General features: G+C 55.5%; 14 protein-coding genes. 6 read left to right on the top strand and 8 right to left on the bottom strand.

The window, feature by feature from the left end; genetic code table 11:
- Window positions 1-76: 76 nt before the first annotated feature.
- From AC1D2P_RS11750 to AC1D2P_RS11740, 3 genes are all read right to left on the bottom strand, one after another.
- Window positions 77-2,299 (bottom strand): polysaccharide biosynthesis tyrosine autokinase, encoded by a 2,223-nt coding sequence (locus AC1D2P_RS11750; protein WP_109785921.1) that lies wholly within the window; start codon window positions 2,297-2,299, stop codon window positions 77-79.
- 44 nt (window positions 2,300-2,343) lie between these two features.
- Window positions 2,344-2,784, bottom strand: coding sequence for a low molecular weight protein-tyrosine-phosphatase (locus AC1D2P_RS11745; protein ID WP_477757623.1), 441 nt, complete (start codon window positions 2,782-2,784; stop codon window positions 2,344-2,346).
- A 364-nt stretch (window positions 2,785-3,148) separates the two neighbouring features.
- Window positions 3,149-3,532, bottom strand: a complete 384-nt coding sequence (locus AC1D2P_RS11740) for a hypothetical protein (protein ID WP_109785922.1) — start codon at window positions 3,530-3,532, stop codon at window positions 3,149-3,151.
- A gap of 340 nt (window positions 3,533-3,872) precedes the next feature.
- On the opposite strand from AC1D2P_RS11740, the gene tal reads away from it, so the two are divergent.
- Window positions 3,873-4,799, top strand: coding sequence for a transaldolase (gene tal / locus AC1D2P_RS11735; protein ID WP_109785923.1), 927 nt, complete (start codon window positions 3,873-3,875; stop codon window positions 4,797-4,799).
- A gap of 110 nt (window positions 4,800-4,909) precedes the next feature.
- Here tal and rssC read toward each other — a convergent pair whose 3' ends face one another.
- Together rssC and rssB are read right to left on the bottom strand one after the other, a co-directional pair.
- Window positions 4,910-5,392, bottom strand: coding sequence for an anti-sigma factor antagonist RssC (gene rssC, locus AC1D2P_RS11730; RefSeq protein WP_046026968.1), 483 nt, complete (start codon window positions 5,390-5,392; stop codon window positions 4,910-4,912).
- Complete coding sequence (gene rssB, locus AC1D2P_RS11725; protein WP_046027144.1) at window positions 5,392-6,573, bottom strand: two-component system response regulator RssB; 1,182 nt, start codon at window positions 6,571-6,573, stop codon at window positions 5,392-5,394. Before rssB ends, rssC begins: the two co-directional genes overlap by 1 nt.
- 276 nt (window positions 6,574-6,849) lie before the next feature.
- On the opposite strand from rssB, the gene AC1D2P_RS11720 reads away from it, so the two are divergent.
- The gene (locus AC1D2P_RS11720; protein WP_046026969.1) at window positions 6,850-7,149 is read left to right on the top strand and encodes a PilZ domain-containing protein; all 300 of its coding nucleotides are present in this window, start codon (window positions 6,850-6,852) and stop codon (window positions 7,147-7,149) included.
- Between the two features lie 60 nt (window positions 7,150-7,209).
- On the opposite strand, the gene AC1D2P_RS11715 is transcribed toward AC1D2P_RS11720, so the two are convergent.
- On the bottom strand, window positions 7,210-7,899 hold the full coding sequence (locus AC1D2P_RS11715; RefSeq protein ID WP_109785924.1) for an MlaA family lipoprotein: 690 nt from the start codon (window positions 7,897-7,899) through the stop codon (window positions 7,210-7,212).
- Between the two features lie 202 nt (window positions 7,900-8,101).
- Between AC1D2P_RS11715 and AC1D2P_RS11710 the strand changes: the two genes are divergently transcribed.
- Together AC1D2P_RS11710 and AC1D2P_RS11705 are read left to right on the top strand one after the other, a co-directional pair.
- The gene (locus AC1D2P_RS11710) at window positions 8,102-8,722 is read left to right on the top strand and encodes an HAD superfamily inactivated hydrolase PcrP (protein WP_109785925.1); all 621 of its coding nucleotides are present in this window, start codon (window positions 8,102-8,104) and stop codon (window positions 8,720-8,722) included.
- 109 nt (window positions 8,723-8,831) lie between these two features.
- The gene (locus AC1D2P_RS11705) at window positions 8,832-9,095 is read left to right on the top strand and encodes a DUF4404 family protein (RefSeq protein WP_109785926.1); all 264 of its coding nucleotides are present in this window, start codon (window positions 8,832-8,834) and stop codon (window positions 9,093-9,095) included.
- A gap of 172 nt (window positions 9,096-9,267) precedes the next feature.
- Here AC1D2P_RS11705 and queF read toward each other — a convergent pair whose 3' ends face one another.
- Together queF and copI are read right to left on the bottom strand one after the other, a co-directional pair.
- Window positions 9,268-10,098, bottom strand: coding sequence for an NADPH-dependent 7-cyano-7-deazaguanine reductase QueF (gene queF / locus AC1D2P_RS11700; protein WP_027921667.1), 831 nt, complete (start codon window positions 10,096-10,098; stop codon window positions 9,268-9,270).
- A gap of 61 nt (window positions 10,099-10,159) precedes the next feature.
- A complete protein-coding gene (gene copI, locus AC1D2P_RS11695; RefSeq protein ID WP_477757624.1) occupies window positions 10,160-10,693 on the bottom strand; it encodes a copper-resistant cuproprotein CopI in 534 nt (177 codons plus the stop codon).
- A 155-nt stretch (window positions 10,694-10,848) separates the two neighbouring features.
- Between copI and AC1D2P_RS11690 the strand changes: the two genes are divergently transcribed.
- Window positions 10,849-11,529 carry a heavy metal response regulator transcription factor gene (locus tag AC1D2P_RS11690; protein WP_477757625.1) on the top strand — a complete coding sequence of 227 codons (681 nt, stop codon included), beginning with the start codon at window positions 10,849-10,851 and terminating at the stop codon, window positions 11,527-11,529.
- Window positions 11,529-12,878, top strand: a complete 1,350-nt coding sequence (locus AC1D2P_RS11685) for a heavy metal sensor histidine kinase (protein ID WP_077430562.1) — start codon at window positions 11,529-11,531, stop codon at window positions 12,876-12,878. The genes AC1D2P_RS11690 and AC1D2P_RS11685 overlap by 1 nt, the downstream gene beginning before the upstream one ends.
- The last annotated feature ends 112 nt before the right edge of the window (window positions 12,879-12,990 follow it).

The raw sequence follows: 12,990 nt of genomic DNA, 5'->3' as shown, positions 1-12,990 counted from the left end.
CAGGTAAAACACGATTAAGAGTGGTGAGTTATCACCCACTCACTCCCAACCGATTACCTGGTAGATAGAACTCGCATCAGGACTTGTCAGAGGCGTACTCATAGTTGTAATAAGCGCCATTACCGTAGTAACTGGATGCCCGCTTCTCGACTCCATTAAAAATAGCGCCCTTCAACTCGATACCGTTTTGCGCAAACCGACGAATTGTCAATTCAATCTCTTTGGCCGGATTTACACCAAAGCGGGTCACGATCAAATTAATGGCAGCTTCACGCCCAACGATTGCAGCATCTGTAACTGCCAGAAGAGGTGGCGTATCGATGATGACGACGTCGTAGAGTTCACTCAGTTCTGCCAGGAGTTCTCTGAAGTTGGCATGCATCAACAGCTCTGATGGATTAGGCGGTACCTGTCCACGACTGATGAAATGCAGGTTATCAACCTCGAGCCTATTGATTGCCTGCTCAATGCTGCAGCGTTTGGTTAAAAGATCGGATAAGCCGTTGCTGATCGGTGTAGCCAAGGTTTTGTGCAGGTGACCTTTGCGCATATCGGCATCGATCAGTACGACCCTCTGCCCGCTTTGAGCAATGACCGCGGCCAGGTTAGAGGAAACAAACGTTTTGCCCACCTGCGGGCTCGGACCGGAAATCATGATCCGGTTGTTGGTCGCATCCAGCCCCGCAAAATGCAAACAGGTTCGCAGGCTGCGTATCGACTCAATGGACAGGTCAGTAGGGTTGCGCAGCGCCAATAGGAAAGCCTGGCGGTTGACGCTATCGCCCAACCGAAGTTTTTTATTGTCTTCTTCTTGTTGTAGGGCGCTGTAGGGAATAGAGGCATAGACGGGCAGCCCGAGTTGTTCGATGGCTTCCGGCCCCTCAAGTCCTCGGCTCAACGATTTACGCACCAACACCAAGGCAACGCCGACAAACCCGCCCAGCAACGTTGCAATAATAATGAGCAAGGCTTTGCGCGGTTTGACCGGGGATGTGATGTCGACATCGGCGGTATCGATCAATCGAGCATTCCCGACCGCCCCCGCTCTTACGATGTCCAGCTCCTGGGATTTATTCAGCAGTTGGGTATAAATCTGTGTCGCCACTTCCACATCACGAGTGAGGTTCAAAAGCTCCTGTTGCGTTGCCGGAAGATCCTGAACCTTCTTCTCCAAACCGCGGCGCTGATTATTCAAATCCCCCAACTGGGCCATCAAGGCGCGGTAGGCCGGATGCTCACGGGTGAACTTTCGATCCAGTTCTGCTTGCTGGAGTTTTAAATCGGAGATGCGCGTATCCAAAACCACCATCTGCTCCAGGACAGACTTGGTTTCGAGTGAGATATTTACTGTATTTCCGCGGGTTTGATAGCTGTTCAGCGCATTGCTGGCCTTGACCAGATCCTCTTTGACTTGAGGGAGCTGTGACTGCAGGAAATCCAGGCTCTGAGCCGCCTCGGCAGAGGTGCGTTGCACATTCTGCTCTACATAAAGCGTCGAAATCTTGTTCAGAATTTTCACAGCCAGAGAGTAGTCGGTGCTGGCTAGCGCCAGACTTATAATGCCCGACTCCTTACCTTGTTCGGAGACTTCAAGGATGTCCTGGTAATTCTGAATAGTGACAATTCGTGGGTTGCGTACGACTTCGAATTTAGTGCCAGGGTTCGCAATCATGTTCGCGACCAGCACCTCGACCCCGTTCTCTACCACGGCGACGCCTGTGGTTCCATCGGCCAACAATCCACCCTCTTCATCGTAAAGCTTGAAGCGGTTCTGCTCTCCGGCAATCAGGGTCAGTTTTTCACCTAACAGTTCATCGGGCAGTTTGAGTTTTTCGATTTCAAGCTGCTCGCCACCCCAGGCGAAACTGTTCATGCCAAGGAGTGGAGGCGAAATAGTTTGGCCGGGAGTACTTTTATATCGCCGCGCAATAAAACCACCCACGACGGGAAAGGTGTTCGGCGTGATCACAATATCCAGACGCAGGTCATCGACTGTTTTGCCGATGACTGCGCGAGACTTGATAATTCCGATCTCGGTAGCCGCCGGGGATTGCCCACCCAGCATGCTGCTGATATCCGAAAAGCCCAACATGTCGTTCTTTTTCGGCTCGACCTGCACCAGGGCGTTTGTCAAATACACGGGCGCCGACAAAATCGAATACGCGGCACCGGTCACCATGAACGCTCCGGTAATGGCGCCTATTAACCATTTGTGATCAATCAATGTGCCTAGCAAACCGAGAAGATCAATCTCGTCTTTATCGTTATCTCGGCCACTGACTACTGACGGTAACTGCATAAGGTCTATTCTTTTACCATTAATACTAATCTGAAAATCATCCATCAACGTCCGAGGCGCTGTGCCCATGAGCAAACAGCATCTTCAATCAATGCATGGGCATGGACAAAAGCAGCTTTTCCTTGACGATACGGATCCTTTATTTCGTGCTCACTCTGCCACTTGCCCAGAAGAAACACTTTGCCCCTCGCGTGCGAGGCAATACTCAGCACGCCTTTTACATGCTCTTTCTCCATGACCAGAATGAGGTCTGACTCATTAACAATGGCTGGAGTGATCTGCCGCGCTTTAAACTCTTGGGCGGCGCCACCCTGTTCTTCGAGAACTGAAAGTGCGTTTGGCTCCATAGACTCCCCCACCCGCGCGTTGAGTCCCGCGGAGGTCACCGAGATATCTGAAGGATCCAGCGCGTTGCGGAGCAACATTTCAGCGGTTGGACTTCGGCAAATATTACCAACGCATACGATAAGAATCTTTCTGAACAAGGCTACTCTTCCCGTGTAGTGTCGATTCGGCCAATGTGTAGCGGGGACATGAGTGAACCGACAAAATCGGTCCCGCATTCAGAGATGAATCCATCATAAAAATACAAGTGCATTAAATAGCACGACATACAAAAAACGCCCAACAAGAATAGCCGGACCAAAAATAACGACAACAATCCCGCCGTCATTTACCCGACAAAAAATAACATTGGAGCGTTTGCATAAGAGGGTTGATGATATCGCTGTATATGACTGGCCAAACCTGTTTTGACTTCGCCTCCGCCCGGACAAACATCGTAATCATCAGGAAGTCCGCGCTGTCAAGACGCTATTAAAATCACAATAGAAAAAATACTCTCTTCACTTAATGCAGGCGCTTACCAATAAACTCGGAATAACACGCCACGTTTATTGCCAGCGCCCCTTCCACCAGCACCTCCAGCAATACGACCTGTGCTTCGAAGCGCAAGTTCTGGTTACATTTATGCGCGTCGTCCATTTGCTCCTTCATCATGCGGGTCACTTTACAGGGATCACTGTACTTCACTCTTTTTAACCAGATGGGAATTTTCGCTGCGGCTTTAACCCGTCCCATCTCAAGCACACCACTCATATTGTCCGGGTAGTTTCTTTTCGAGACCGCCATCAGCTCTTCCAATACATCGGTCAACTTCTTCAAGACATAAGCGAGTATAAAGTCATCGAAAGCCTCCACAATTCCAGACACTTGTGTTTCCTGTGAAGTCATCTTTCCATCCGCTACCTACGTTAATCGGCAGCACATTACACTTCATCGGCCTTGATTATTTGACATATTATAACGGTCAAAATCGACACTTTTTAACAGCGCTAAACGATCAAAGGCCCGCCCGTAAGAACCGGCGGCGACATTGTTGGCGCGGGGTCAACGGTCAGTTACGTTGAACCTGCGCCCCGTTTTGGCATCGTATAAACCGACACCGCGCCCCTCACCTTTCAAACACCTGTTTTCAGGTTGTTGCCGCTGGGGCCATCGATACGTACATGCGCCCTTGAGTGGCTGTCAGCGCTCGGGTAATGTCATTAGACCCACAGGACAGAGCACGCCCATGACTTCCAAGCTGGAACAACTTAAACAAATGACCACCGTGGTTGCCGACACCGGCGACTTCGAAGCTATCGCCCGCGTTAAACCGGTGGACGCCACCACCAACCCTTCCCTGCTGCTCAAAGCCGCGGCAATTCCTGCGTATGCCGAATTGCTGGATGCTTGCGTTCACGACTGCAAGGGCGATGTGGGCCTGGCCAGCGACCGTTTTGGCGTAGCGGTCGGGCAAGAGATCCTGAAGGTTGTACCGGGTCGTATTTCTACCGAAGTGGATGCACGCCTCTCGTTCGACACTGACGCCGTATTGAAGCGTGCGCACCGTCTGATCGAGCTGTACGACAAGGCCGGTATTGGCCGTGACCGCGTGCTGATCAAGATCGCCTCCACCTGGGAAGGTATCCGCGCGGCAGAGACGCTGGAAAAAGAAGGGATTCAGACCAACCTGACGCTGCTGTTCTCGTTTGCTCAGGCAGCGGCGTGTGCGGATGCCGGTGTGTTCCTGATTTCACCGTTCGTGGGCCGGATTTACGACTGGTACAAGAAAGCCAACGGCAACGACTATACCGGTGCGGATGATCCGGGCGTGCAGTCGGTGACACGCATCTACAACTACTACAAGGCCAATGACTACAAGACGGTGGTCATGGGTGCGAGCTTCCGCAACCTGGGCCAGATCGAGCAACTGGCAGGCTGTGATCGCCTGACTATCAGCCCGGATCTGCTGGAGAAACTGGCGGCTGACACTGGCAAGCTGGAACGCAAGTTGTCACCTGGGCATGCCGGTGAAGCGCGCTTGAGCTTGAATGAAGCGCAGTTCCGTTGGTTGTCCAACGAAGATGCGATGGCGACCGAGAAACTGGCTGAGGGGATTCGTCAGTTTGCCCGGGATCAGGAGAAGCTTGAGGCGTTGTTGCAGGCCAAGCTGTAACAGCTGACAGGCCAACGCAAAAAGGGCGAACCCTCACAGGTTCGCCCTTTTTTGTATGTGTCTGGTGACTGTCAGGACGCCATCGCGAGCAGGCTCGCTCCTACAGGGAATCAGTGTCGCTCCAGCGCATTTACCAAGTCATGGAACGCTTCACGATTGGAGTCGTTCAGACCCATGAGGATTTTGTGCGCTTCGAGGACTTTGATCCGCACCACTTCTTCGGACTGATCCTGGTCTGGCAAGTCGTCCAGGCATTCGGGACAGGGCACGGGCTGGTCAACGATGTTGAACACTTGCTCGAAGCCCATTGACTCCAACAGACGCGTAATGTCTTCGTGGGTGGTGACGACGGTCGGCAGCAGGCCGACCTTTTGCCGCGACAGGATCGACAGCTTGGCCAGCAGGCCCAGCGTGGTGCTGTCGATGCTGCGGGTTTCGGTCAGGTCGATCACGATCGCATTGAAGTTCAACGCGGTGAAGATCCGATCAATAGTCGCATCCAACGCCGAACACAGGGTCAGGCGAACTTCACCGACGAATTTCAGGACGAAGGTGCCGTCCTGCTCGGCGAACTGGATTCTACCGGTACTCATTAAAGATTCCTGCTCAACACCAACAGGGCGATATCATCCGGCATCTCCCCAAGCGTGGCCAATCCAAAAACCTGCCGCAGCCCGTCCAGGGTGCCGCCCGCAGCCTTGACCCTTTGGGGCAACGCCGCTTCTTTTTCTTTGAGTGTGGGTTCTGGCAAAAGATCCAGAATGCCATCAGACATCAGCGTCAGGCTGAACGTCGGCGGCAGTTCCAGTACGTGGTCTTCGTAGGTGGCTTCATTGAAGAGGCCTACAGGCAGACCGCGCCCTTCCAGATAACGAACACTGTCGGGTGTGTACAACACTGGCAACGGCAGGTGACCACCGATGCTATAGGTCAACAAACCTGTCTCCTCGTCGATGACTCCACCGACCATTGTGACGTGTTTGCCCAGCTTACAACTGATCAGGCCCCGGTTGATATGACCAAGGACCTCTGAAGGCTTGAATTCCGGCAATGTGCCGCTGCGTTTGGATTCAAACAGCAAGCGCGTGGTCATGAACTTCAGCAGCACGGTAACGAAGGCTGAAGAAGCACCATGACCGGAAACGTCCGCCAGGTAGAAGGCTACCCGGCGCTCGTCGACCCGAAAGTAGTCAACGAAATCACCCGACAGGTACAGCGACGGGATGATCTGGTGAGCAAACTGGAACTCGTCGATGGCCCAGGGGCTGACCGGCAGCATGTTCATCTGTACCTGGCGACCGGCGTTCTGGTCTTCCTGGAGCAGGTTCAGGCTGGCAGCGAGCTCACGGTTGGCCTTTTCCAGCTTCTCGCGGTAGCGCTGGTTCTCCAGCAGCAGGCGCGCACGATCCAGGGCTCGGCGAACAGAATGCTCGAGCACGGCCAGATCTTCGAGAGGCTTGATCAGGTAGTCCGCTGCACCCAGGCGCAGCGCCTCGACCGCGTCGTTCATCACGCCGGCACCTGAAACCACAATCACAGGGGTTTGCGGTGACCGCTCGGTGACCTGGCGGATAAGTTCGAGTCCGCCCATCTGCGGCATGCGCAGATCGCAGATGACCAAGTCGGGCTTGTCTTGCTCGAATACCTGAAGACCCTGCTGACCATTACTGGCCTGCAGGACACTGAAACCACTGTCTTCCAAATAGGCCGCGAGGCTCGCGCGCACTACTTCGTCATCATCGATTATCAGCAGCGTGGCACTGGTTTTTGGCATGTGGGCAAACGGCGCCAGAATTAGGTTGGCGTAGCAGGCAAGGCCTTTAGCCCGGCTCACACTACTGGATTCGCTTTCTAGCCTCTCTATTGCACCGTTTTCGAGCGTTTGCCCTACTCACACGTACACCAGAGGTGCCCTTCTAAGGCGCAGACGGTACTCCCATCCGCGGGGCGTTTCAAGCTCACGCCGATGGTCGCTTGGCGTCTTTACTTGTCAAATCACCGGGAGTTATAAGAACAGGCAAATCCGTAACCCAATGGAAGGATCGAGCCCATGAGTCAAACCGGTCGGGACTACAGCGAAAAGCGTGATTTCATTCGCATGCGCGTCGATGCCGATGTGTCGCTGATTCATGAAGGCGATGAGGTGCCAGCCGTCTGCATCGACCTTTCCAGCAGTGGTATGCAGGTCGAAGCGAAACGAGAGTTCAAAGTCGGTGACCGGCTCAATGTGCGCATCGATTCCGATCACGCAGCGTTGAAGGGGCTCGAAGCCGACACCGAGGTGGTGTGGGTGAAGTCATTGGACGGTGATGCTCAGAAACTCGGGCTTACAATCTTGAAAATGAAATAAACCGGATCCAAACGAAAGAAGGCGGCCAATGGCCGCCTTCTTCGTTTTTACCGGTCGAGATTAAAAATCGTCTTCAACCTGGCCGTCTTTGACTTTGAACTCACGGTTCTGCAAATACGCATTACGGATAAAGGTGTACTTGTCCCCAGTGATCAGTTTTTCGCTCGACAGCAAGCTGGCACGCGTGTCGACGATATTCAGGCCGAAGACCGAGTTACGCACCGGCACGTCGTTGATGTACGGGTACGGGCCCGTGTAGCTGTCGACGACCTTCGACGGCGCATCACGCAAGGTGCTTGGACCCAACAGCGGCAGCATCACGTAAGGACCGCTACCCATACCCCAATAGCCAAGGGTTTGACCGAAGTCTTCGTCGCTGCGCTGCAGACCCATCTTGGTGCCCACATCGAAGAAACCGAGCAAGCCGAACGTGGTGTTGAAGATGATGCGTGCAGTGTCGGTGCCCGCTGCAGCCGGTTTGGCTTGCAGAATGTTGTTCACCAGGTTGGTGACGTCACCGACGTTGCGGAACATGTTGTGAATGCCGTCTTCCAGAAACTGCGGCGTGATGAACTCATAGCCCTGAGCCACAGGCTTGAGTGCATACGTGTCGATGACGTCGTTGAATTTATAGATTGGACGGTTAACGCTTTCCCAAGGATCGTCTTCCGARGCAGCCTGAGCCACAAACGGAACCAGCAACAGGCTGGCACACACAAAAAGCTGAGCGAAATGATTGCTCCAGCGCATAGAAAAACTCCTTGGATTTGTACTGGCGCGAGCACTTGGCCCGGGCATTAAGCTGATTAGTATAAGACGGAAAACCCGGTTTAGGCAGCATCGCGCGCATTTCGACTATAGATGACTCGCGCTGACTGAGAGCGTTTCACATCAATGTCACTCAACTGTCACTCACGCCGCCTAGCCTTGTTGCTATTTCAGGGACGCCGATATGTCGCACGCCGAAACTTTGCCTCTCGCTGCCCCCAGTTTGACCGCCGTCTTGTTCGGCCTCAGTGGTTGCCTGGTGGATTTCGGCGCCCGGACGCGCCAGCACGGGGCGTATTCTGCGGAGCTCGCCGAAGCCACGCCCGGCGCGCTGGACAGCCTGCGCAGTTTGCAGCGCCAGCAAATCCCCTGCGCCTGGCTCGATGAACTACCCCCCGCCCTCAGCCATTCTCTGGCCGTTACCCTGCCGTCCTGGATTACATCGACGCAACACCCGGCAACAATCAATCCATGGCCTGCACCAAACGCTTGCTGGCAAGCCCTGATGGCGTTGAATGTCGAACGTCTGGATGGCTGCGTGCTGGTCAGTGGCGAACCACGCTTGTTGCAATCGGGTTTGAACGCCGGCTTGTGGACGATTGGCCTGGCGTCCTGCGGCTCGCTCTGCGGCCTGGCGCCCAGCGAATGGCACGCATTGAGCCAAAAGGAACGTGAACACCTGCGCGGCAAGGCGACGATGCAGTTGTTCGGCCTGGGCGTGCATTCGGTGATCGATCACCTGGGTGAACTCGACACCTGCCTGGCCGATATCAGCCTGCGCCGACTCAAGGGCGAAAAGCCCTGACCGAGATCATGCAGGTTGCGCGAGAGTGGATTAATCTAAAGGTCAGCCATAGACCTTTGGTGCGCTGCCGTGGTCTATGCCAGTGCCAATCGAGAGAAGGAAGAACGCCATGCCTGCCCGCGAACTGCAAGAACAGCTCAATGCCCTGCGCGAGCAATTGGAACAGAATCCTCCACTGTCCGAATCCGAACGCGAAAACCTGCATGAACTGATGCAACAGATCGAACTCAAGCTTGAGCTAGAAACCAAAACCCAGGACGCCAGCCTCGCCGATGGCGTTAACCTGGCAGTTGAACGCTTCGAACTCGAACACCCTACCCTGGCTGGCACCCTGCGCAACATCGCGCAAGCCTTGGGTAACATGGGTATCTGAACCCGCCAGACGCAAAAAAGCCCCGCCATCGCTGGCAGGGCTTTTTCATTTCCACAATTTGAAACGCAGTCCCTTGTAGGAGTGAGCCTGCTCGCGATACCGGTGGATCAGACGACATCAATATTGAATGTCAGTCAGCTATCGCGAGCAGGCTCACTCCTACATTGGATTTTTATTGACGCACCAACCGATGATTCGGCAGTTGGACGGTTTCGGTGCTGCGGTACGGGTTGATATCCAACCCGCCACGGCGCACATAGCGCGCATACACCGTCAACTTCTCCGGTTTCAACAACCGCTGCAAGTCGAGGAAAATCCGCTCCACGCACTGCTCGTGAAAGTCCGAGTGTTGTCGGAAGCTCACGATGTATTCCAGCAAACTCGCGTGATCCAGTGCCGCGCCACGGTATTCCACCGCCACACTGCCCCAATCCGGCTGACTGGTAACCGGGCAGTTGGATTTGAGCAAGTGGCTGTGCACGCTCTCCTCCACGATGCGCGATTCATCGCAACGCAGCAGTTCCGGGCGCGGATGCTCGTAGTTGCTGACGCTGATGTCCAGGTCATCAATGCACACGCCGGGCAGCGCCACGACGCCTTCGGCTTCGACATCTTTCAAGCTGCGAATGCGCACACCGACCGGTTTGCCGGCAGCGGCCGACAGGTCTTTGGCCAGTGTCGCCTCAAGGCTTGCCGTGTCGGCAAACGGTGTCTGGTTCAGTGAGTTCAGGTACAGCTTGAACGACTTCGATTCGATGATATTCGGCGAATCCGCCGGGATGCTGAACTCGCCAATCGCCACCACGGGCTTGCCCGACGGCAACAGCCACGACAGCTCAAAGCAGTTCCAGAAATCCACGCCTTTATACGGCAGGGTTTCAGCCGTCAGGCCCAACTCGGCCCATTTCGCAGTACGCGGGATCGGGAACAGCAAGGACGGCGTGTAAGTGGCGATGTATTCGCTGGATTTGCCCAGCGGCGAATGTTCGGCTGCGGGATGCATGGCGGAAACCTGACTGAAGAATCAGCGGATTCTACCAGCCTTTGCTCCCGCCATTGAGTCCTTACTGACTGACAGTCAACTTGCCGACCATGCCAGCCTGATAATGGCCAGGGATATTGCAGGCAAATTCCAGGTTGGTGGCCTTGGTGAAGGTCCAGGTCAGCTCGGCGGTCTTGCCCGGCTCCACGAGCACGCTGTTCGGGTCGTCATGCTTCATTCCCTGCCCGGATGAGTGGTCCATTTCGGCCATGGCGCTGTGGTCCATTTCCTTCATGGCGGTAGGCGCCAGCATGCCGCTCTGTTGCATCTGCAACATTTCCTGCTGGTGTTTGGCATGCATCGCTGCATCACCGAGGTTGAATTCGTGCAGCAACTGGCCTTTATTCACCAGCACAAAACGAATGGTCTCACCGGCCTTGATATCGATGGCCTTGGGCGAGAACGACATATCACCCATCACCACTTCAACACTGCGAGTCGCCTTGGCCGCCGGCGCAGGTTGGCCGAAATCGTAGGTGTTTGCCGGGCCGGCCCACACTGGCGAGTTCAGCGCCAACAAACACACCACCGGCAGCAAAGATTTGCGCAAAAACATCGTCGTACTCCAACAAGATAAGGTTCAGCCTGTGGAAAACTCTAAACTGCTGTCACTGCCCGCAACCTGACAGCCAGATTACAACTTTGTCAGGTTGACCTGAATTAACGCTGCCCACGGTATAAAGCGTTCGTTCCATTTATCTCGAGTTGCCCATGAAACTGCTGATCGTCGAAGACCAACCGAAAACCGGCCACTACCTGCATCAGGGCCTGACCGAGGCCGGGTTCAACGCAGAACTGGTGGCTGACGGCAACACCGGCCAACAACTGGCGCTGAGCGGTGACTACGCCTTGTTGATTCTCGACGTGATGCTGCCCGGCCGCAATGGCTGGCAGATTCTGCAAGCAGTGCGCAGTAATGGCCTGGACACACCGGTACTTTTTCTGACCGCACGAGACGCAGTGGAAGATCGGGTTCATGGCCTCGAACTGGGCGCCGATGATTACCTGGTCAAACCATTCGCCTTCTCCGAACTGCTGGCCCGGGTCCGTAGCCTGCTGCGTCGCGGCAGCGCCTCACCTCAGGAAACCCAATTACAACTGGCAGACTTGCACCTGGACTTGATTCGGCGGCGCGCTGAGCGCGGCGGCCAGCGCATCGACCTGACGGCCAAGGAATTCGCCCTGCTGGAAATGCTCCTGCGTCGCCAGGGTGAAGTCCTGCCCAAATCGCTGATTGCCTCGCAAGTGTGGGACATGAACTTTGACAGCGACACCAATGTGATCGAAGTCGCGATCCGTCGGTTGCGTCTGAAGATCGACGATGAATTCCCCAACAAACTGATCCACACCGTGCGCGGCATGGGCTACGTCCTCGAAGAGCGTGCAGCCTGATGCGGCACCTTTCGTTGAGCAGCCGTCTGGCGTTGCTGTTTGCGGCCTGCACGGCGGTGGTTTCGCTATTCGCCGGAGTATTGTTCAGCCGTGCCAGCGAAGCGCACTTCGTCGAACTCGATCAGCAATTGCTGGACGGGAAATTGATTGGTTTACGCCGGGCGCTTCAGGACATTCAATCCAGCGAGAGCGAAATCAGACTGGCAGATGAACTCAGCCGCCAGGCTGATTTGTCGCTACGCATCACCGGCAGTGACGGCCAGCGCTGGTATGACAGTTCCGCGCACCTGCCGGAAAAACTCCCGCAACAGCCCGGTTTATCGACCCTGAACAACGACGGCACCGACTACCGCGTGCTGATTGCGCCATTGTTTGACGATAGACCGGATTCCCCACAACTGACGTTATTGCTGGACATCACCCATCACCAGCACTTTTTGCAACGCATGCAGCACCTGATCTGGCTGACCGTGGGTTTGTCAGCCCTGGCCACCGCCCTGCTCGGCGCCTGGGCTGCGCGTAGCGGGTTGCGCCCGTTGCGGCGCATGAGCGCGGTCGCCAGCGGTGTGTCGGCGCAATCGCTCAATGCTCGACTGCCCGAAGAAGACATGCCGCCTGAGCTCGCGGAATTGGCCCACAGCTTTAACGCCATGCTCGGACGCCTTGATGCCTCTTTTCAACGGCTCTCGGCGTTCTCCGCTGACATCGCCCATGAATTGCGCACGCCGCTGTCCAACCTGCTGACCCACACCCAGGTCACCCTCACCCGCCCACGGCCCCTCGAGGATTACCGCGAAGCGCTGCACAGCAACCTCGAAGAGCTGCAATGGATGGCACAGCTGGTCAACGACATGTTGTACCTGGCCAAGGCTGATCACGGGTTGCTGATGCCCAAGCGCGAGCCGCTGGATCTGGCACAAGAAACCGATGTGTTGCTGGAGTTTTTTGCGCCGCTGGCCGAAGACGCTCGGGTCAAGCTTAGCCGTGAAGGCAATGCGCACATGGAAGGTGATCGCAGCATGCTCCGTCGGGCATTGTCCAACCTGCTGGACAATGCGTTGCGGTTCACACCGGCCCAGGGTGAGGTTCGAGTGCGGATTGTCGAGCAGGCTAAAGGGTTGAGCCTGGTGGTTGAGAACAGTGGCGATGGGATTGACGGGGCGTTGCTACCGCGATTGTTTGACCGGTTTTATCGGGCCGATCCGGCGCGCCAGGAAGGCAGCAGCGAACATGCGGGGTTGGGGTTGGCGATTACGCAGTCGATCGTGCGTGCCCATGGTGGGCAGATTCGTTGCGAATCGGCGAATGGGTGGACGCGGTTTGTGATTGAGTTGCCAAAGGGAGATTGAGGCCAGCAGTACCGGCCTCATCGCGGGCAAGCCCGGCTCCCACAGGGTTTTGAGTCGTTCACAAATGTGTGATTCAACTCGATCAACTGTGGGAGCCGGGCTTGCCCGCGAT

The organism is Pseudomonas sp. P1_F1_2 (assembly GCF_056405815.1).
This window is presented reverse-complemented; position numbering and strand designations above follow the sequence as displayed.